At 43.7% G+C, this 21,452-nt stretch carries 18 protein-coding genes; 2 read left to right on the top strand and 16 right to left on the bottom strand.

The window, feature by feature from the left end; genetic code table 11:
• Window positions 1-9: 9 nt before the first annotated feature.
• Window positions 10-1,221 carry an ACP S-malonyltransferase gene (gene fabD, locus G9G57_RS14325; RefSeq protein ID WP_164965109.1) on the bottom strand — a complete coding sequence of 404 codons (1,212 nt, stop codon included), beginning with the start codon at window positions 1,219-1,221 and terminating at the stop codon, window positions 10-12.
• An 804-nt stretch (window positions 1,222-2,025) separates the two neighbouring features.
• The gene (locus G9G57_RS14330; protein WP_164965110.1) at window positions 2,026-3,045 is read right to left on the bottom strand and encodes a WXG100 family type VII secretion target; all 1,020 of its coding nucleotides are present in this window, start codon (window positions 3,043-3,045) and stop codon (window positions 2,026-2,028) included.
• Between the two features lie 198 nt (window positions 3,046-3,243).
• On the opposite strand from G9G57_RS14330, the gene G9G57_RS14335 reads away from it, so the two are divergent.
• Window positions 3,244-4,026 (top strand): Cof-type HAD-IIB family hydrolase, encoded by a 783-nt coding sequence (locus tag G9G57_RS14335; protein WP_164965111.1) that lies wholly within the window; start codon window positions 3,244-3,246, stop codon window positions 4,024-4,026.
• Window positions 4,027-4,116: 90 nt separating this feature from the next.
• Window positions 4,117-4,905 carry a formate/nitrite transporter family protein gene (locus G9G57_RS14340; protein ID WP_164965153.1) on the top strand — a complete coding sequence of 263 codons (789 nt, stop codon included), beginning with the start codon at window positions 4,117-4,119 and terminating at the stop codon, window positions 4,903-4,905.
• Window positions 4,906-4,995: 90 nt separating this feature from the next.
• On the opposite strand, the gene G9G57_RS14345 is transcribed toward G9G57_RS14340, so the two are convergent.
• From G9G57_RS14345 to G9G57_RS14420, 14 genes are all read right to left on the bottom strand, one after another.
• On the bottom strand, window positions 4,996-5,241 hold the full coding sequence (locus G9G57_RS14345) for an HPr family phosphocarrier protein (RefSeq protein ID WP_016819915.1): 246 nt from the start codon (window positions 5,239-5,241) through the stop codon (window positions 4,996-4,998).
• A 92-nt stretch (window positions 5,242-5,333) separates the two neighbouring features.
• Window positions 5,334-6,200, bottom strand: a complete 867-nt coding sequence (locus G9G57_RS14350; protein ID WP_016819914.1) for a DL-endopeptidase inhibitor IseA family protein — start codon at window positions 6,198-6,200, stop codon at window positions 5,334-5,336.
• A 111-nt stretch (window positions 6,201-6,311) separates the two neighbouring features.
• Window positions 6,312-6,545, bottom strand: a complete 234-nt coding sequence (locus G9G57_RS14355) for a hypothetical protein (RefSeq protein ID WP_164965112.1) — start codon at window positions 6,543-6,545, stop codon at window positions 6,312-6,314.
• A 176-nt stretch (window positions 6,546-6,721) separates the two neighbouring features.
• Window positions 6,722-8,587: a rhamnogalacturonan lyase gene (locus G9G57_RS14360; protein WP_446724832.1), complete on the bottom strand. Its 1,866-nt coding sequence runs from the start codon at window positions 8,585-8,587 to the stop codon at window positions 6,722-6,724.
• Window positions 8,588-8,743: 156 nt separating this feature from the next.
• Entirely contained in the window at window positions 8,744-9,301 is a 558-nt protein-coding gene (locus G9G57_RS14365) for an SLOG family protein (protein WP_025364125.1), read from the bottom strand.
• Between the two features lie 145 nt (window positions 9,302-9,446).
• The gene (locus G9G57_RS14370) at window positions 9,447-9,788 is read right to left on the bottom strand and encodes an iron-sulfur cluster biosynthesis family protein (RefSeq protein WP_164965113.1); all 342 of its coding nucleotides are present in this window, start codon (window positions 9,786-9,788) and stop codon (window positions 9,447-9,449) included.
• 628 nt (window positions 9,789-10,416) lie between these two features.
• Complete coding sequence (locus G9G57_RS25900) at window positions 10,417-10,923, bottom strand: hypothetical protein (RefSeq protein WP_238799292.1); 507 nt, start codon at window positions 10,921-10,923, stop codon at window positions 10,417-10,419.
• 101 nt (window positions 10,924-11,024) lie between these two features.
• Window positions 11,025-11,906 (bottom strand): hypothetical protein, encoded by an 882-nt coding sequence (locus G9G57_RS25905; protein ID WP_238799293.1) that lies wholly within the window; start codon window positions 11,904-11,906, stop codon window positions 11,025-11,027.
• A gap of 1,368 nt (window positions 11,907-13,274) precedes the next feature.
• Entirely contained in the window at window positions 13,275-13,763 is a 489-nt protein-coding gene (locus G9G57_RS14395) for a hypothetical protein (protein ID WP_044787117.1), read from the bottom strand.
• 100 nt (window positions 13,764-13,863) lie between these two features.
• A complete protein-coding gene (locus tag G9G57_RS14400) occupies window positions 13,864-14,532 on the bottom strand; it encodes an S-layer homology domain-containing protein (protein ID WP_164965114.1) in 669 nt (222 codons plus the stop codon).
• A 305-nt stretch (window positions 14,533-14,837) separates the two neighbouring features.
• Window positions 14,838-16,355 carry a glycoside hydrolase family 30 protein gene (locus tag G9G57_RS14405; RefSeq protein WP_164965115.1) on the bottom strand — a complete coding sequence of 506 codons (1,518 nt, stop codon included), beginning with the start codon at window positions 16,353-16,355 and terminating at the stop codon, window positions 14,838-14,840.
• A 187-nt stretch (window positions 16,356-16,542) separates the two neighbouring features.
• Window positions 16,543-19,272, bottom strand: a complete 2,730-nt coding sequence (locus G9G57_RS14410; protein WP_164965116.1) for a beta-glucosidase — start codon at window positions 19,270-19,272, stop codon at window positions 16,543-16,545.
• Between the two features lie 496 nt (window positions 19,273-19,768).
• A complete protein-coding gene (locus G9G57_RS14415) occupies window positions 19,769-20,752 on the bottom strand; it encodes a Gfo/Idh/MocA family protein (protein ID WP_044787122.1) in 984 nt (327 codons plus the stop codon).
• Between the two features lie 194 nt (window positions 20,753-20,946).
• Window positions 20,947-21,441: a GNAT family N-acetyltransferase gene (locus tag G9G57_RS14420; protein ID WP_044787123.1), complete on the bottom strand. Its 495-nt coding sequence runs from the start codon at window positions 21,439-21,441 to the stop codon at window positions 20,947-20,949.
• Window positions 21,442-21,452: the final 11 nt, after the last annotated feature.

Genomic DNA, 21,452 nt, shown 5'->3' on the forward strand with positions numbered 1-21,452 from the left:
GAATCTTATTTAGATCATATTAAGAATCGTCTGTTGTTCTTGCTCGGGCACTTGCTTGGTAGTGAGAATAGTACGAATGAGCTCTAACACCTCTGTATTAACCGCATTATAAACGGTGTCATTTTTATGATTTTGAAGTTGATTGATCCTATTTCGGATCTGCTGACTAGGGTAAACAACTCCCTCCATATGTTGTTTGTAATCCCCGTTTCGATTTCGTGCAATAAGCGCTGCTGCAAAGCCTTCCTCCAGACGCTCAAGTGTAAATTTGCGTGTAGTTTGCTGCTTACTTAGCCACTTGTCCGCTTCTTTTAAAGAAGAACTGGTATTAATAGAAAAAGTAGAGATACTAGGATATCTTTCTTTCATTAGCTGTCCAAGTACTTTTCTCGGACCTAATTCTAGCGCAACAGTAATACCGTTCTGGTATAAATAATCCATCGTATCTGTCCAACGTACAGGGCTTATCATTTGCTTGTACAACAAGTCATAAATTGAGAATTCATCATGTGGTAAGGCTGTTACATTGGAAACAACCGGCCACCTTCCCTTGCGTAGCGGGATTTTTTTTAGTTCTGCGGCAAGCTTATCTGCTGCAGGCTTCATCAGAATACTGTGAAAAGGCCCGCTTACTGTTAAATAGTTAACCTTACTATGTTCTAGACGTTTGATTTGCTCCACTATTCGAGCCATAGGTTCTGTATGTCCCGATAGCACGTACTGATTGTTTGAATTGTGACAGGCAATAGATATAACATCACGATCCGTAGATATCTCTTGACATAAGCTCTCCAGAATAGAAGCGGAAACATTCGCAACAGCAACCATAGTCCCTACCCCGTTGGCTGTAGCCTGCTGCATGAACATTCCTCGTTTTCTCACGATTTGAAGTCCATCTTGAAGGGAGAAAAAACCGCTGCACACCAATGCTGAGTATTCTCCTAAACTATGACCGGCCAACAGTTGAGGTTCCAGTTCCAGTATTTCTCTGCTAGCATAGTATGCAGCAAGACTGGCAGTAAGTAAGGCTGGTTGGGCATTCATGGTCTGAAGAAGCTCTTGGGAATCTCCTTCAAAGCAAAGTTTTGAGAGTTTTACACCTAAGATATCATCCGCTTCATCGAATAAACGCTTTACCACAGTAAAATTATCCCATAGTTCTTTACTCATTCCTACATATTGCGAACCCTGCCCAGGAAAAATAAAAGATACTTTATTCATCTGAAAACCTCTTCTCCAGTGAGCTTCCTGAATATGTGTACTTTTCAAATTTAACTTCTGTTGCAAGTTATAACCTTTATAGTATTAAAGCAGAAATTTATGATCGACATAATTAATGAAAAAAAGAATCATTTTAAAAACAAATTAAATCATATGTAATCACCGTGCACTAGCATTTAATAAGCTTGTATTAATAATTTATCAATCGTTATTCCAACCCATGTTTTACTCCTTTTACGAATTAAAATAACGATTTATTTCAACAAAGTCAATGAATAAGTCAACCTTCGAATGTTACATTTTTGTAAATAAAAGGTCGCAAAATGTAGAAATTTGTTGATTATCATTAGATAAAGTCGTTTTCTTGAAAGAATAGCTTTTTTCATTATTTTCACTACATAAAAATAAATAAAATTAAATTATGCAATTGTTAAATATTTTTAAAAGATAAAAAAATTTACACACTTATTATATTATTGTATTTATCCAAATTATGATATTATACTCTTTTTTGAACCTTGCTCTTAAGCTCAGATTGCTCTATGTTTGAAAACATAAATTAAAGACACTACATGAGTCAGATGTCCTTTACTCCATGAAATTGCTGCTTAAATCATAAATACTATGTAACAATTAAATAACTCTAATAGAATTTTAGATTAGAAATATGCGCACGAAAAAAATCTACAGATTTTACCAACTGATGAGTTTCGCAGTCTTCCACTGCCGCTCGCTTAGTCTTGAAAAAGTCTGTAGATTTTATAGATACTCGTATTCACGTTATGATCTCTCACTGCTCAAGACCTAGTTATAATCCTCCCAATAGCGATACTTCATTTCATTCTCACCTTTGGTGACGATGATCATGTTCTCGACATGCCCAGTTTCTTTATTTGTCCGGTAGATCATGGTACGGGTTTCTCCCTCATCGGGAACAGAGAACAGCACCTTGTCACTGATCATACCGCCACCAACGCCGACAACGTGTTCCCCCCAGCCGGAGGCTGCGCCCGAACCTGTTCCACTGACGTCAGTCCCGCGCGACAAAATAAGACCCATTCCATATCCGGTAACGGTCTGGGCCGTTTTACCTAGAGCGTGTTCTCCGGCTGATTGAGTATGCTTTTGGACCCAGTAATCGTATTGGTCCGTATTTTGCTCATAACTTATAATATTTCCTTTTTTATCTATAGATATATCTGTTTTGCTTCCGTCTTTACCTGTCAGTTCAGTGACGGCAACAAGGGAATCGGATGTGATCTTGGAAGTCTCTCCTGTATTGTAATCTGTGCGAGTAACCGAGTCCTCGTATTGCAGCCGCAGGACATTCATCTGGTCGTGGATTTTCTGCATGACTTGCTTGTCGCCGATGGTCTCCGCGTTTTTCAATAGTTCCTCATATTGATGATATTTGTCCGCGTCTGCCTGCTCCCACTCGTCTATATTTTTGGGTGAATTCACGATATCTTCAGCATGATTTCCAGCCTCTCCGCTGCCCGCCAGCGCTGCACTAGCGTTCATCGCTGCTGCCAAGGCTGACCAGAAGCCACGTGTGCTCCCAGCATCCGCATTTCTAAACTTCAAAGCAATGCTTTTCAGCTCAATTTCAATGGATTGAACCTTATTTAATATAGAAGAAAGCGTATATTTAGCTGTACGATAGTCATTATAAAAACGATTTCTCTCCATACCATCCCACTGGCTGTGAAGGCGGTTCATTGTGCTATCCAGACCGTTCAGCTGGTTATACAGTATGCCGTGGGCATTGGCAAATTGGGAGGCCACGTTATCCAGCTGCTCCGGTGTGACTTGGATTTTTGTCATGGTGATCACATCCCATCTTCGAAAATAGGAGATAGACATTAAAGTTTACAGTAATCCTTATTTCATATTGTAAGCTATAGAGGTCGGACATTCATGAGGATTTATACGTATTTGTGTATCCAGAAGCAGTTCCTTTGATATAATGAATCCATATGAGTTTATTTCGACAATATATTATTGAAAGTCAGGTGTAAGGACATGTCAGACAAAAAAATTATTTTTTTTGATATCGACGGTACATTACTGGACGATGAAAAGAAGATGCCGTTAACGGCTGAAAAAGCAGTCTTTGCTTTGAAAGAGCAAGGACATGAGGTAGCCATCGCAACAGGACGTGCGCCTTTTATGTTCAAGGATATCCGCGAGCAGTTAGAAATTGATTCCTACGTTAGCTTTAACGGGCAATATGTGGTGCTCCGTGGGGAAGTCGTCGCTACCAATCCGCTGAATCGAGAAGCCTTGCAAGCGATGACTGATCTGGCACTCACACATAATCATGCTCTCGTATATATGGATCATATGGACATGAAGGCTAATATTCCTAACGATGAGCTTGTGGAGAAATCGGTCCAAACGCTTAAGGCCAAGATTTCGGTTGGGTACGATCCGCTCTATTTCCAAGGGAGAGATATTTATCAGACGCTGTTGATGTGTACAGCAGAAGAAGAGCCTTACTATGAAGCGGTATTCAAAGCATTTGACTTTGTACGCTGGCATCCAAGTTCAGTGGACGTTGTTCCTCACGCTGGCTCCAAAGCAAAGGGAATCCGCGAAATTACATCCAGACTGGGCATTGCCGATGAGAATCAATACGCTTTTGGCGATGGATTAAACGATGTGGAGATGCTGACAACTATACATAACAGTGTAGCGATGGGGAACGGTTGTGATGAAGCCAAAGCCGCTGCTACAATGGTCACAAAACGCGCAGATGAAGACGGTATTTTATACGGACTGCAAAAGCTTGGTTTGTTAAGCTAACAGAATTGTTTGACACGCTGAGCATGTTTCGGGAAAAATCAAGTCGGTTTAATGACTTAGATATGAGAAAATAGGAGGTTGTCGTTGGCTATGGAAACGGAAGGCTTACGCAATGTCGAACAGCTAGCCCTGAAGAAGTACAAAATTTACAAGCAAAGCCTGCTCCGGTATTTGGCGCGTTCCATGCTGGCGAGTATGTTTATCGGATTCGGCGTTATTGTCGCCTTCAAGACGGGTAACTTTTTTTACATGGAGCATTCTCCATTCACTTATCCCATGGCGGCGCTCACCTTTGGGGCAGCCATCATTCTGATCGCGTACGGCGGCGGTGATTTGTTTACTGGCAACACCTTCTATTACACCTATGCTGCGCTCCGTAAAAAGCTGCGCTGGGGTCAGGTGCTTCGATTGTGGACTGCCAGCTATGGAGGTAACTTGTTAGGTGCGGGGGTATTCGCACTCCTTATATACCTGACAGGGCTGTTTGACTCCTCCAGCGTGAACAGCTTTCTGCTGAACGTAGTTGAGCATAAAATGGAAGCGCCTGCACTGCAGCTATTCTTCCGCGCTATTTTGTGTAATTGGCTGGTCTGCCTCGCCTTTTTTGTGCCGATGTTTATGAAGGAAAATGGCGCAAAGATGTTCGCTATGATGCTGTTTGTATTCTGCTTTTTCATTTCGGGATATGAGCATAGTGTAGCTAACATGTGTACTTTCGCCATTGCGCTCGTGCTGGACCATCCGGGTACGGTCTCTGTCGCTGGCGTCATCCATAATCTCGTTCCGGTTACGCTTGGGAATCTGGTGGGTGGCGTGCTGCTTATGGGGGTTATGTACTATTCGGTGAATCTCCCGTTTTTGGACGAGGAGGAACATTAAAAAAGAAGCCGTGGAACCTGAGTTCCATGGCTTCTTTGCATTCATTTTGAAAAATAGCGTATGCAGTGTCTGCAGGTGCTTCTTTGCTGTTTATTCTGCTTGAGCAGGAAAATGAATAAATTCCTCCAACTCCTTGAACAGCTTTTTGGGATTGACGTTGTCAGGTACAACCAGAGTTAGCGGCTCATCCAGCTTGAGCACATACATGCCTAAAATGGATTTGGCATCTGCCATGCCGCTTTTGCCATGAATCCAGATGTCATACGTATAATTGGATACGATTTGATTGATCTTCTCAATATCCTTAACGTTTTTTACCTTGATCGGTGTCATCATTGCACAGCACTCCCCTGCGTTGAATTAGGGCTTACGAAACAAGCCTTAACATCACTTTACCCTATTTATAAAGAACGTTGCAAAATCTTAATTTAGAAAATAACATGCGGCGCGGAGCTAACCTTCCAGTAGCTGCCGACCTTTTCAAAATTCACGGTGATTTTCTCGTTTGGCTGTTTGGCTTCTGCCGGATAAGGCACGGTCAGCAGGTAGCTGCGCTTCACCGGAGTCATGGTTACCATTTTCGCCGTAGCCCGGCTAAACTCTAGCAAATTGCCGCCATCTGCATTCAACTGAGCTAGTCTGCCATTGACCTCAACAAAAAATTTACTGACAAATTGCTCACTGGCCTGTTTGGTATAGGCCTGCGTCAGATAGTTGATCAATTTGGTCTTCGTGCCGATGTCCTCGGACAAATAGCGGTAGCTTTTACCATTCAACTGGAACGCTTGGCCCAACGATTTGCCACCGCTGGTGGCATACTGATAACGAGACTGTGCCTCCAGCACAAGCGGAATCGCACTCTCATGGTTCAGCTTGTCCAGCTGGATTGGATTCACGCTGGTAGCCGTAGCTGCAGCTGGCGCCGAAGTAGATGGCTGCTGCGGCTTGGACGGCTTGGCAGTCGATGGTACGGACGGGACAGCCGCTGGCGCTACCGACGTAGATGGGCGCGGTGCTGGTGCAGACGGAGCTGCTGGTTTAGCCGTTTGGACGGAACCTGCGGCTGGGGCTGTTGTTGCTGGAACTGACGGCGCTTGCGCAGGAGCCGGCGTCGTAACAGACACAGATGCTGCTGGTGCTGGCACCTGGGCCGGTACGGTAGCTGACGGAACGGCGACGCTTGGTTGCGCTGCGTTCGCTGGAGCGGACACAGCGGGCGCAGCAGCGGCAACCTGTGCCGCGCTCAAAAGTGTGGCCGCAACACATAGTGCGGATAGTTTCGTATTTATTTTCATACTTCTATACACCTCCATAATCATATGTCTGCATAAACTGCACACGTCTCTATTATAAGAATTTCGTTTCTCGATTGGGTTGCTAAATTGTTTCTATTTGCCTTTTTTTGTTCATTCTGCGCGAAGTTTGTCCGTATTTACCGGGAGCGTAGGTTCTGACCGCTTCTCCTGCTTTTCCTCGATCTCTTCCAGGGATCGTGACATTTGCTTCATAGATTGGTCCAGCTGCTCCAATCTACGGTTAAGGGTGACGAGAATGTATTTTAACAGAATCAGGCTTAATGCTGCAGGGAATCCGACTTTAGTTACGAGCTCGATCATGCTTTCTGTCGTTAAAGAACTCACAGATTCCGCCTCCTTTTCCATACATAAATTACCTCGATAAGAACTAATGTTCCCATTATTATGGAAATCATACGTACTCTTCTATGCCCATAACAAAAAGAGCCCCGATTAGCCTGGAGCCCTATCTGATACTATTCATTTAACCTGCACTCACCCCACTATCGAGCTGCTGCACATCAAGGAGTGTATATGTTCGGCTGCTGGGGCTTGGACATCCCTTCTCCCAAATAAAATCCGGTGTGCGGTGGCTGATTATAGGCTACGTTCTGCCAGGCCACACTCAGGCGGTACACCGGATCATGCATAAGCGTGTAAAATCGGTGTTCTGACTCATAAGGTGTTGTATAGATACGAAGCGCCGAATTATCACTTTTGCGCCAAATGACTTCCTCCCGCCAGTCACCGAACAGATCAGCCTGCAGCGACGGCGTTCCTTTGGTCCCGTTATTGGAACTCGTCCCTGTGGCCGTAAGCAAGTTGGAAGTCGTCGAGTTCGTATAGTTCCACTTGTCGATTTTACCAGCGCTTGAGGAGGTATGATCCAGCAGTTCACGGAGGAGATCCCCATCCCACCAAATTCCGAAGTTAATGGAGGACGGCATCGTGTTGGTAATGAGCTCTCCCTTGGCTGAACGTAACCCGATGCTCGGTGCCCACTGTTCGTTTCCTTTGGTACGCGGATCAATGTCTGCCGACATGCCTCGTCCGGTATCCTTGCCTGTTTTTACGCCCCATAAAATGTTGCCATTACGCGGATCATACATGGCGGCTCCGTAAGTGGCATTTTTGTCCTCGTTCACCTTGAACACTTCATAACCTGAACGGTCCGGGTCCAAATCGCCTACATGAAGTGCATCGCCGTGCCCCATCCCCGTGTTAGCCAGCTTCGCCCCGTTATCGTCTACAACAAGCGAGCCATACACGATCTCATCCTTATCATCTCCATCCACATCTGCCACGCTCAAACTGTGATTCCCCTGTCCAGCCGTCCCGGCGTTGGTGGAGCTATTGCTGTCAAAGGTCCAGCGGCGGCTTAGATTGCCGTTCCGCCAATCATATGCGACTAGAACGGTGCGCGTGTAGTAACCACGTGCCATCACTATGCTGGGTCTTACGCCATCCAGATAAGCAACACCGGCGAGAAAACGATCCACACGGTTACCATAGTTATCTCCCCAGCTGGACACCGTTCCGCGCGGAGGTACATAGTCAATCGTGCTAAGAGCCTTGCCTGTATCACCTGAGAACACAGTTAGAAACTCAGGACCTTTCAAAATATATCCACTCGTGTTGCGATGATCAGCCGAAGCGTCGCCAATCTTTACTCCTGTACCATCTACCGTGCCGTCTGCTGTCTTGCATACAACCTCTGCTTTACCATCTCCATCAAAATCATAGACGAGAAATTGCGTATAGTGTGCACCAGCCCGAATGTTCCGTCCCAGATCAATTCGCCATTTGCGTGTTCCATCCAGCTCATATCCGTCCAAAAATACATTTCCCGTATAACCGGATTGCGAATTATCCTTAGAATTGGAAGGGTCCCATTTCAACACAATCTCATACTCGCCATCCCCATCGAGATCCCCCACACTGGCATCATTGGCATTGTACGTGTAGTTCACATGATCCGGGGTTGCGCCTCCTGCAGGCTGCTGGATGGGAACGTCCAGATAGTTGTTGTTCCATACCTTTACCGCTGGAGAAGCGGCCTGCTCTGCTCCATTGACCACAGCACGAACGGTATACGAAGATGATGTCGTACCTGCCTTGTCCAGAAAGTTGGTTCTCGATGTAATCGGCGCATCATTCACCTTGCTTGACCCTCTGTACAGATTGAAGCCAACCGAATCCGCTTCCGTACCCAATAAACGCCAGCTCACCAGTATACCCTCTGGTACCTTCACTGCGACAGTTCCCCTGTTCAGCTTCTCCATTTGCCTCGTAGACGCAGCTGAGATTGGGCTATCCATTGGAGTGACCACTCCACACAACATGACACCGAGACAGAGCAACACAGTATGCCGAAATTTTTTGTTCATCTGATCATTAGCTCCTTTCATGGTTTGTATTTTCAATAAATTTATTTTATATGACTGATAAGTTATGGTTGTTTAAATCTTATGATAGCGCTTACATCATTGTAAAGGGACGATTCCGTCCTTTTTGTTCAAAAATCCGGGCTAATACTTTAAAAATCAGAGGTCCATGAATAATCGTTCTTCGTCAGCTATGCTTTGGATATCCTCTGAGCTAATACTGATATATTGATAGCCTTCTGCCTGTTGTTTTTTCAATGCCAGTTCCTTCATAAAACGTGGGCTGCCCTCTCCGGCATCCTCATCGTACACAAGCAATAAACCGTCTGTTTTGCGGAAAAGGAGTTCATCCCGTGCCTTGAGTTGCCATATTCCCTGATACGGCTGGCGGCTAACCACTCCCACATAGTCAACTTCGGCACAAATCTGCTGAAAATATTCCTTTTTATCCTCTTTCCATTTTTCCTCCATATTTTGATAAGCCATCATAATAGAGCATTTTAAGTGAGGATATTGCTCCTTTAATGCAATGACGACCTCGCAAGCCCACAAGTCCACCCCGTATTGACCAGGGGTAATCACCCATTCCAGCCCTTCTTCGATCAGGGGAATCAGTCTGCCTGCAATCGCCTTTTTAATGTATGGAATACCTTCGTGCTTTTGACTGAAAATATTCAGCTCATGGGCACGATAGCCAGAAACGAGCAAGTTTTTCATCATCTCATCGTCCTTCTGAAATTATCATAAAGATTATTGTAAAAACGAACCTCTGCCCTATGGGCTTAATAAGGTTCGTTTTTGGGAAGCTGGTGTTAATTCAGCATTGCTTTTTGGTGCTTAATATTATTATTACCTCCGCATATCACGTCTTGGACGAGTTTACACGCCGATCTTGAATTCTAACATTGCTGCTCAATATACCAGCATCGCTACTTACTTTGAACGATGGGTAACTTGGATCTGCCTCAAGCCGCATTTGGCTATCGAACTGCTGCTCCTGCTGCCGATCTACCCAAAAAGAATACGAATCGGACTGAATTGCTGTGTCGGTTGCATTCGGTGCATCGATCACCAAAATGGTAAGTACGCCGTTGCATCCACAATCCTCTGTATCATAAAACAACTTGAACATGCCTGGCCGTCCTGAAAGGACCATTGCTAGCCTTTCAACCGACAAGGAATCCAACTCTAAATGTATACTCATGAAATGAATTCTCTCCTTTGTAATTGAAGTGTTTGGATATATTAGGACTCTACGACTTCAAAAAGTCTAAATATAAACTATATTTTCATTATAATCATCTAAAAACTTTAAGTACAAGGAGATCATTAATGATCGCAAATTTTTATTTATTAAATATGAAACAGAGGGAGTCGCTCCCTTACTTGTCGATCAGTCAGTCTACTTGCTACAGATACCCCGGCTGGTTAAAAGGCAGCCTTTAGTTTCAACCATGTATTAAAAAGGGCTCTCCTGAATTTCTCCAGAAACCCCCTACTTCTCAATCAATCAGCATTGCAGCTTCAAATGTAGCGTTCGTTTTTTTGAATGAAAACAATTCAACTGAAGGAAACTGGTACGAGATCCCAATGTCTTCGGAAGACTACAATTGAGCCGAGGAACATGCCAAGCACGAGGAACATTAAAAAGACGTTCCTGCTTTCCCAGAAACGTCTTTTTCATTCCGATCAAGTCATTTTATTCCGCTTTCTTTTCCATCTTCTGATAACGATAAACAAATAAGTAAACAGAAATCCGAACAAAATAATACCTATTATGACTGCAATCAGAGCAAGTAGACATGCTTACCAACCCCTATTGTTTCCAAACCTTAGACACTCTTCTTGGCTATAAAAGACTTTCTAAATAGAAAAGGAGACAAGATAAGCAAAATCCCTAACAACAAGAAAATAGACCCGTACAAATATAGATAAAAATCTTGAGCAGGGATTAACATACCCATTTTGTAAATTGCTTCACCACGTCCACGAGTCGTAAGAATATCAATCGCCTGCTCGGTTACAATTAGACCAGCGATTAGCATAATAAAAAATACTACCGCTCTTTTCAAATTCCACTTTACTTTAGAGTTAGTTGATACTCTATTTTCTCTGGTCATAAAAAACTTTCTGAATAGTAAAGGAGACAAGATAAGCAAAACCCCTATCAACAAAAAAATGGACCCATATAAGTATAGATAAAAATCTTGGGCAGGGATTAACATACCCATCTTGTAAATTGCTTCACCACGTCCACGAGTCGTAAGAATATCAATTGCCTGCTCGGTTACAACTAGACCTGCAATTAACATAACAAAAAATACTATTGCTTTTTTCAAATTTCACTTACCTCCCTTCACAAAATAGTATAGCTGTAAAAGCTAGTAAAAAAATAAAAAAACAGGTTTCAGTAAAAAGGAACCTGTTTTTAATTCACGTTTTAGTTTACGTAAACATTCCCTGCTCCGCTTGCACCGTAACCTTGTGGTTGGGTTAGTCCAGTGATTCTGATATGATATCCACTACCTGGCGGGATACCATCAAAGGTTCTACTGTACCAGGTTTTTGAATTGTTTTCAGAACTGTTTCCATATATTTTCTCTGGGACACTCCAATCTTTCCATCCATTCCATACATCTTCCACAATCTCATATTTATTTTTAGCTTCTACGCCATTAATACCTGTGTCTTGCCATCCTTTGATTGTCGCAGAATGGGATGAACCAACAGAAAAGGCATCGCCCCCAATTAGTACAGTTCCATATTGAACCCCACTAAGTCTATAATAGTCTACAGCCGCATTTGTAGAAATTTCAGATGGATTCAGTGCTTTAACGGTTGCAGGATTGCCATCACCAAGAACCAACTTCCACTCTTCACCATCTTTGAGTACTTTCAAATTTTGTTTTTCCCCATCCTCTTTGATTGTAACTGCTACACTCGAATCGGATTCTTTTTGGGCACCAACAACTTCAATTTTATCAAAATCAGTTTTTTTACTGTATTCCTCATACTTTTGAATTTGTTTTTCTTCACTGAGATACCGCGAATCTTTGACCAGACTTACTGCATCTGAAAAATTCTTTTCGTGCATAGCAGTTAAGTATTTTGTGACAACTTTTTGAGCCTCTTGCTCGGACTGATCGACAGCAGATTCCGAAGTAGCTTGATCTTTTGTTAGCACGTCTGAAGGAGAAGCAGAAGAAACAGCAGAAACAGCATCAGTCGACTGGTCAACAACAGGAGCAGCGGATACAGAAGTACCTAATGCAGCCACCATTGTAGGTGTAACAAGTACCGTAAACCATTTTTCTTCATTCAAAATTCCCTCTTCCCATTATTTTTTAAACTTTAGAAATTCAGGTAAAAAGTTATACATCGTTTAGGGTCTTAATAAGGAGGAAATAAAAATGGAATTTTTAATCTTAGTACCACAGTTTTTAATCCAGGTGTTTACTATTGTCGTCACTTTAGTGATATAGATACATTTTTCATATGTATTCTATGCCTCCATAATGTCGTAGGCTCTCGAATAGTCAATGTTTTCTTCTTTACGCCCTCTGCTAACCATCCCATGATATATCCCCGATGATGTTTTTTATTGTGGTTTTATAACCTTAAAAGCCCCCTCTTGTATTAACAGAGAAGGCTTTTAAGCGCAAACAGATGTTTTTGATTACTTATCGTTTTCCACATTTGCAAGTTTTCTTGATTTTTTTCACTTTCTTCACAACGCTGCTTTTACCACTATTTTTGCGCGAGCTGTTGTTGTTTCCGTTATGGTCTACTCTGCATTCCTCGCAAAGATCCCAGTGGTCACCATACCAGCAAGCTCTGCGACATCTTCTGTGACATCTGTGTTCTGGAGAGTTATATTGCGTTATTTTCTTTTTTACTGGACGACGTGTATTAGCCAATTGGATTCACCTCCCCTCATGCTCTATTACATGCTAAGAGGATGAAAAATGCTTGTACTAATAACAGAAGACAAATCAATCAAAATTGATAACGGATCGCTACTTCAATTGCATTAAGGACACGAGGGAAGTTAACAGAGGCAAAACCGATTTGATTACAAATATAGGAAAACCACATCATAAAAAAAACACCTGGCATAAGCATAAGTAAGTAAAATATTAGACTAGATATACAGTTCCAAACGTCTTTTCAATTTTCAAAATCGGCAAACTCGATAAAATAAGTATCCGATTGTCCCCCAAAAAAAGACAGCAGCAGCCTTGGACGAGAAAATAAAGTCCTAGACTACCGCTGTTTGATTAAACAAACGTTTCCCTTTAGCTTAATGCCAAAAGGAGTAGAGACCGCGAAGGAAAACTACTCCTTGGAGTGTTGAACTTTCATTCAAGGATACTATAATTCTGGCTCATTGAAGTCTTAATCTTTTGTTACAATTCTTCCATTCTTGTGTTAGCCGGAAAATATGACCCGGTAGATCGATGGGAAACGTTGAAAAGCAAGCTACTGCCAAGCATCACTCATGCATAACTACACATCTTTCTCCATTAGAAGCATCCAACCAAATCTGTATGGAAATCTCTAATTTTTTACCAAGCAATCCTTATAAACTAATTTCGTAAAAGCAAGTTTACCAAATATTGTAAGATACATACGATGAAAACCTTCAGCTTTTCTGTTCGAAGTTTTTTTGCCTCCCCCCCAATATACACAATTAAGGTGTATGCCTTCCCACATATTGATAAGTACCTTTCGGGTATGCAATCCACTCATTCTGCTGATTAAAAACGGGCGATCCGCATGTTATACCTTGTTTACGAACAAATGTCCCGCCTTGAGGAAACAATTGATCCTGCGAATGAGGCTCTCCAAGCACATCTACCACAGTTCCATGATATTTTAGTACATATGCGACCGTATTAAATTCGCTTGGGTTATAAAAATGACCCTCTTGATTAAAATAGGAAACATTTGTCACATCCATAAAATCATAAAAGATGCTGTTTATGATCAGATACGGTATTAATGGGTTAACCGGATATAGCGCTATGCTGGACACGTTCATGCGGTTCGTATTTTTCATGAATTGGTGAACCTCCAGCTCATATCCTTCTATTTTATGAGAGAAGTCACATTCTCGGTTGTAAAACAATTGCAGCACGATGCGACCGTCTCCACCATCGACATATTGTGAAAAGAACAAAAAAAATGCCTCCTGTGGTTCCTAATGAACCTGAAATATAGTCGCTCTGCCAGGCAGTACCACTAAATACAACGTGAACGTCCAGCTTTGTAACATCTAATTACGTCAAAGTTGAGCTATAAGTAGAGCCAGTGACTGTATAGGTAAAAAACACGCTCGCTCTACCACCTTTTCCATCCTTTGCTGTCACAAACACCTGTGTGCTTCCTGCTGATTTTGGCTTTAACGTAAGCTGTTGGCTTGCTATTTCTGCTTTTACTACGTTTACATCTGAAGTGATCGCATGATACGATAGCTCATCCTGATCAGCACCAAAAAATACATTTTTTAAATCTACTAGAGTATCTCCAGAACCTACAATGCCATATTGATCGGGAGGAACTGTGGCTGTAACAGGTACATGGTTAGGTGTGGGTGTTGGATTCGTTATAGAACTACCACATTCCTCATGACTCACCGGAGCACCCGGGTGGAAAGCTCCTGTTGGGTCCTCAGTCATTAGACCTGCCGCACGCACCGCCTCTATATAAGGAAGGGCCCAACTCCCCTGTGTGTCATTAAAAGTTACTGCTTTCGCCGTTACGGCAAGCTTAAGTGCATTAGCCAGCAAAGCGGCCATTCCCTTACCCGTCAGTGGTTGATCTGACTGAAATGAGCCATCTGGATAACCGGTGATCAGCCCTTGCTTCACAGCCTCCTGTACCACCTGCAACGCTTGGGACGACATATTGGATTGATCGGTAAAAGATACTGTATTCGCTTTACTCACAATTACTGACGTGTCCCCTTTCTTTTCCACATGAACAAAGCTGTGGTCTTCATGCCATACCTGCCAGCAACGTCACAATTAGCGCCTTCTGCCATTCTTTATTGGTTCTTGATCACCAGTTTTTCCTCGTACACGGTTCATTCTTTTGTTAGTGAAAAGATCTTATCATCCGCTTCTGAACCGATTCTGAACAACATTAAAATTTTATTTATTCACAATTGAAAATTGATAGAGAAAAAAAGAGCACTTAGCCAATTAGGGCTAAGCACTCTAAAATTTTTATAAACATTGATGTAGAGACCATATCAGGAAGTTGTAGGCTCCCATTGAAAGGTAGCTGCTGACTTGGATGGAAGGGTTGATTTGAAAACGTGATTTCCCTGCCGAACCTTAAAGGTCTTTGTGTTCTCTCCCGTATTGGCGGCAATCAGGACCAGCGTACCATCGGGGTTACGATAAGCGACTGTTTCGATACTTCCACTATAGTGGGTAGAATCAATACGTACCGCACCTGGACGAACAAATTTGCTGGCATGTCCAATCGCATAGTATTCTACATTTTTTGTAACGGCACCGCTTAACGGGTCGATGGTCACTACACCTCTGCAGTTGGTACATCCACCATTGGCCGGACCGCCGGATGGATCAAGTGCAATATTCCAAAAGAGGACGTTTTGCGACCAGTTTCGAGGTGCACCAATAATCAGCTTGGACATATCCCAGCTTAAATCATCTCCAAAGCCTGGGCTCCATGCTCCTCCGCTGCATTCTGTCATATAAACAGGCTTATCCGGAAAAGCATCGTGCACGTCTGTCATCGCTGTCGGCTCTCCTTGGTAGCAATGAAAGGCTGTTCCGTGCGTATAGCTTCGAGCCTGTTCGTCTCCCAGCACGGTCTTGGCATATTCACTCCCTGTATCCCAGTTATGGTCAAAGGCAATAATGTGGGTAGACAAATCGTTTCGACTTAAAGCAGGGCCTAAGTATTGCTTGATAAATTTCGCCTGCTCCACTGCTCCCATACTCATGCTGGGATACTTGGACGTGGTGAATTCCGGTTCATTTTGAATGGAAATCGCCTGAATTGGGACTCCCTCGTTCGCAAAGGCTTGTATATAACGAACAAAATAGTCAGCATACGCCTGATAGACACGCGGATCGGTATAGTCCAAATACCAGCCGTTATATATCTGCTCACCATATTTCATCCAGGGCGGGGCCGTCCAAGGAGTCCCCATAATCCGTAGATCCTGGTTTCTTCTCAGAATTTGCTTCAGCACATCGATCACATCCCGATCCTTGGCAATGGAAAAATGATTTAGCTCATAGTCCTTGTCGGTTGCCACATCATCGTAAGTATAGCTGCTAGGTTGTCCCTGTTCATCCACTGAATAATCTGATGCTCCAATGGTATGGCGAATATAGCTTAATTGAATGCCGCCAGCTGTAAACAAATCATTGAGCAACTGGTCACGCTGATTGGCAGACATGCCATGATTCATCAGATATGCGGACGAACCGGATACGGCTGCACCAAACCCTTCCATCGTCTGGTAACGAATATTGGGTCTAATCTCAACCGTCAGTGTATCCGCACTCGCTGCAGCTTCGTTACTGTCGTCTATTCTCCATGGAATTGGGGCTTGCTGTGTTAGACGATTCGCGGGGTCCGGTGTGGTTAGCCACATACTGACATTCTTTTCGCCTGCCGTGTTCACACCATTCTGCATAGCCAGACTGACCAGAATAGCACCAATCAAGATAATAGCTGTAACTATAAGCAGCAAGAAGTCAGAACGTCGTTGTTTGTGGAGTTTCTTCATCTATATCCTCCTTTCTCTATAATCATCCTGTCTCCATCATTCCTACTATTACAGCTTTCACTCGGTTTTCCCTTTGCATACCTATTAGATCCTATTAGAATGGTTACCTACTTTTAGCAAAAAGAGAGCCGGTGCTAGTGCCCGTGCTCTCTTGAAATTTAACCACTTTAAAAGGAATATAACGGGATTACTTTTTTGCCTTTTCTGTAAAGGTTGCCGGAATCGTAACACTTCCTGTCAGTCTTGTATCCTGAGAGGAGCTGCCTACATAAATCGGAACTTCACCAGATGGCATAACCCATGCTTTGGATTTTTCATCCCAATAGGAGAGAGCTTTCGGGTCAAGCTCAATGCGAACCTTCTTCTCTTGGCCCGGCTTTAATTCTACCTTGGCCCACCCTGCCAGTTGACGGGATGGGGTCTCTACATTGGTCGGAAGCTTACCGCTGTATACCTGTACAACCTCAGCTCCAGCTTTTTTCCCAGTGTTTTTCAATTTAAGCGAAACCTCGACTGAACTTGTACGATCGGATTTCTTTCCACTCGCATGCTGTTTTACCTTCAAATCACTGTATCCGAAAGTCGTGTAGGATAAACCGTGTCCAAAGGAGAACGCAGGTTGGATACCCGCTTTTTCATATCCACGGTAGCCTACAAAAATACCATCTGAATAGTCACCCACTCCATTGACACCCGGAAATTTCTCCGGTGAGGATACAGGTGTAGACTGCTCGTTAACCGGGAAGGTTACCGGTAGCTTGCCAGAAGGATTTACATCCCCAAACAAGACGCGCGCTATGGCATTCCCTTGCTCTTGACCAGCAAACCATGCCTGTACGATCGCAGGAACTTTGTCCTGCCAGGTGTCCATTTGCACAGCTCTGCCGCTCATTTGTACCACAATGGTTTTCGGATTGGCAGCGGCAACCGCACGGATCAGCCGATCCTGATTGTTTGGCAGCTCCATATCGGAACGCTCCACATAGCCTTCACTCTCATACGTACGCGTGACCACAATCGCAACATCCGATTTTTTGGCCAGCTTTACAGCATTGTCAATCAGCTTGTCTGTCGTATCTGCCGGAGGCTCCCAGCCCAGACGAACCATACCGCCAGAATCGCGACCATTTGTCGGATAATCGGCACGATATTCAATACGTATCTTATGTTTTTCTCCCGCTTTGAACGAGATGTTTTTCTTCGTTGTTTCCAGCTTCGTACCCTGATTATCTACAAATAGCTTGTCATCAATATACAACTTGCTTGATCCCAGACTGGTTAATGACAATGCATAGTCACCATCCTTGGGAGCTGCAATAGCCCCTGTCCAGCGTGCAGATATCAAACCATTCAGGGTCGTGGGTGTATTGGGAACTTTAGGAGACTTCGCATTGAAACCCTGATAATTATAAAAGCCAAGGTTCATATTGACTTGATCATCATTGCGCACAAGAATCGGATTGCCTTCCATCTTGTTATTCTTCCAGTATTCGCCTCGCAGTCCCTGCTCAGCATCGCCATACGTCGCATATCCAACACTGATATTCTCTTTCTGATCGGATGTGGTCAGCAACGAAGACGGAACAGCTGATGGACCTGGCATAATGTCCCCCGCAGAAATAGGATCCGTGCCCGGTGCATACTGGACGGTAACTCCTTTGCCTACACGATTACGAATGCCCTCCAGCGGACTCACCGTGTACGTCGGGTTCACCAACGAACTACCTCCGCCTGCCACGGTGCCGTTATCTGCATCTGGACCAATCACAGCAATGGATTTGAGTTTATCTTGAGACAACGGTAATACGTTGTTTTTATTTTGAAGCAGCACCATACTTTCCTCAGCCAATTGACGGGCTGTTTTACCATGGTCACGGGCATCAATTTGATTATTTTGAGCCGGGTGATCAAACAAACCTTTACTGAACATCTGCACCAGAATACGCTTAGCCTTATCATCAATCGTTTGTTCACTTACTTTACCAGTCTTGACCGCATCCAGCAGCTGATCTCCCCATTTACCATAAGGGGTTCCCGGTGTTTCCAGGTCCAAGCCGCTATTTGCCGATTCGACTGTACTCAGATTCGCGCCATAATCACTCATCACGAAGCCCTTGAATTGCATTTCCTTTTTCAAAAGGTCTGTCAGGATGGTCTTGTTCTCACATGCCGATTCGCCGTTGACCTTGTTAAAGGAGCACATAGCTCCTCCCAAATCTGCCTTGGCAATAGCCTCCTCAAACGGGCGTATGTAAATTTCATGCAGCGCACGGTCACTGACTTTGACATTTGTCGTGAAACGCTCCGTCTCCTGATTATTCATAAGGTAATGTTTCGCAGTCGCCAAAACAGGATGGCTTTGTACACCTTTGACATAAGCGGTCACCATTTGCGATTGCAGTAGCGGGTCCTCGCCCATAGATTCAAAGTTCCTCGATCCCCATGGAATACGGGCAATATCCATCCCCGGTCCAAGCACCACATTATGAGTTGTATTAAAAGCCTCGTCTCCAATCAAATCTCCATACTGTTTGGCAGCCTGAGTATCCCACGTTGCAGCCAGTGCAATAGGGGCCGGCAACGCAGTTGATTGCTTGTCCTGCACATCCGGATTGGCGATCCGCACACCCGCAGGTCCATCTGCCATCTTTAACGCTGGAATACCCAACCGTTCCATCGAATTATTATAAAATCCATAATAATTGTTGACCTTACCAGTCACCAGATCTATTTTTTCTTCCAGCGTCATTTCTTGTAACAGCAATGCTGTCCGTTTCTCAGCCGACATGGACGTGTTCATCCAAGGCCGATCTGTCCGGCTTCCTGCCGCTCCTGCAATATGCATAGGTCCGATCACAACAGCCGCAATGACTGTCATCATCACCATACGGAACACCCATGTTGATTTTACTTTCACGTTTGTAATTCCTCCTTGATGTTTGGTCATGAGGTGAATGCCTATTCAACGCTCACAGGCTTGCAAAGGCTCTCGACCCTGCGAGCTCCAACAAAAATCCAGAGCCACGGGGTAAGCAAGCAAATCAGCAAAAGCCGCAATGGCTCAAGTGACACGTTTACCACCCTACCGCACATTTTCGGAAATTTCATTGAAAGTTTTTGGAAGGAGAACACTAGGACCTTCATTCTTTCTCATAAAAAGAGAACGCTAACAATTCAGTTAACCGATCATAAGATTACACTTTTGTAACTTTTTAATGACGTATTTTTAACTATTTATAATCATAAAAAATGATTCATATGTCCCACACTTTGACATGCTTCTATGGTCTTTTTTAGCGTGCGACCAAAGCCTCTATTTAGGAAATTGGGAATACTTATGTATAAAAAAGTTTGGGTAACAAAAAAATCCAGGAACCTGAACGGTCCCTGGAAGCACTGTGGATTCAATGTGATTATTCAAACGGATACCGAAGTCCCCACTGTGAACGAATCTGATCCATCAATTTCATAATTCCTAATGATTCATCCAAAGAAATAGTAGAGCTTTCGAGCAAACCTTCGTTCAAGCAGCGCCCGACTTCTTCTGCCTCAAAAGCATAGCCTGTAGAGGAACGATCATCCTGAAAGTTTTGCGCCTCTTCACCGTCCACAACTAAAGTAGCCGATGTACCATTCAGGAACGACGGAATGTGAATATAGCCCTTGGTTCCATGGATATAAGCTTCATTCGTCAGTCCGAGACGAACTGCCCCATTAAGCATAGCTGTACGTCCTTTTCCATAATCCAACATGATTGAAAATGTCTCATCAACGCCCGTTTCCCCGATATAAGCAGTACTCCATACATGCTCTGGTTCAGGGCCAAACACCATCGAAGCAAAAGAAACGGGGTAAATTCCCGCATCTAATAATGCCCCTCCGCCCAGCTCGGGATTCAATAATCTTCCCTCTGGGTTCCAATCTATGCGAAAACCGAATTCCGCCTTCACCAACTTCACTTCACCAATACGTCCCGCATGTAGCCACTCCTGCACTTGGCGTATCGGAGGCAAAAAACGCGTCCACATTGCTTCCATCAGGAATAGCTTATGTTCACGGGCGTAACGGATTAGTTCCTCCAACTCTTTGCTGTTGACGGTGAAGGGTTTCTCACACAAGACGGCTTTACCCGCTCGAAGAGCCGCTAGAACATTTTCTTTATGAAAAGGATGAGGAGTCCCTACGTAAATAGCATCGACCTCGGAATCTTGCACTAATTCCTCATAGCTACCATAAGCCTGTGCCATTTGATGCTTGGCCGCAAATTCGGTAGCGCTTTCAATATTGCGTGATCCAACGGCATATCCTTCTCCATTCGTAACATGTCGCAAATCCGCAACAAACTGATCTGAGATCCATCCCGTACCGACAATTCCCCATTTAATCTTTTTGCTCATACTTGTATCCCTCCCAGTTGTATAGTTAACATTGGCTTACACGGTCTTCTTCATTCTAGCAAACACCTGTCCTAAACAAAAGAAATTCCTGCTCGGCGGCAGTTTGTATTGCAGCTCGGCAGGAAGGCAGCGAGGCGAGCACGAAGTCAGTTTTGAGCAGGAATTTCCTTTAGGATCGTCTTGGTTCAGGCCATTTATTGAATGGTGTATTTGTAAAACTTTTTATCTACTTTCATAACTGGAAAGCCCATTGGCAATTCATCAAGAGCTATACTAACAAATCCATTCTTCTCATAAAAACGATGAGCGGCTACGAATTGCGGTGTTGTTCCAAGATAGATTCCCTCAACAGACCGTTCCTTGGCCCATCCTATGGCATGCTGAAGTAATTGATTCGAAACATTAAAGGTTTTGCCTCTATAGTTTTGTTTGACAAACATCTTTCTGAGCGCCGTCTTATGGTTTTCGATATCTAGTAAGGCAACCGTCCCTACTACGATTCCTTCATGAAGAGCCACCCAGAAGTTGCCGTTACCATGCTGATAAAAGTTTTCAATATCAAGCAGATCAGGCTGATCTTCTTTAGTGATGGCGATATTATATTCATTTTGTTGAATATGTAGAATTAAATCGACTACTTGCGATTGATACTCAGTTGTGTACTCTTGTAAAAGGATACTATTTATCATCGCTGTATTCT

It is taken from the genome of Paenibacillus sp. EKM211P (assembly GCF_011066175.1).
In the GTDB taxonomy this organism is placed as follows: domain Bacteria; phylum Bacillota; class Bacilli; order Paenibacillales; family Paenibacillaceae; genus Paenibacillus; species Paenibacillus polymyxa.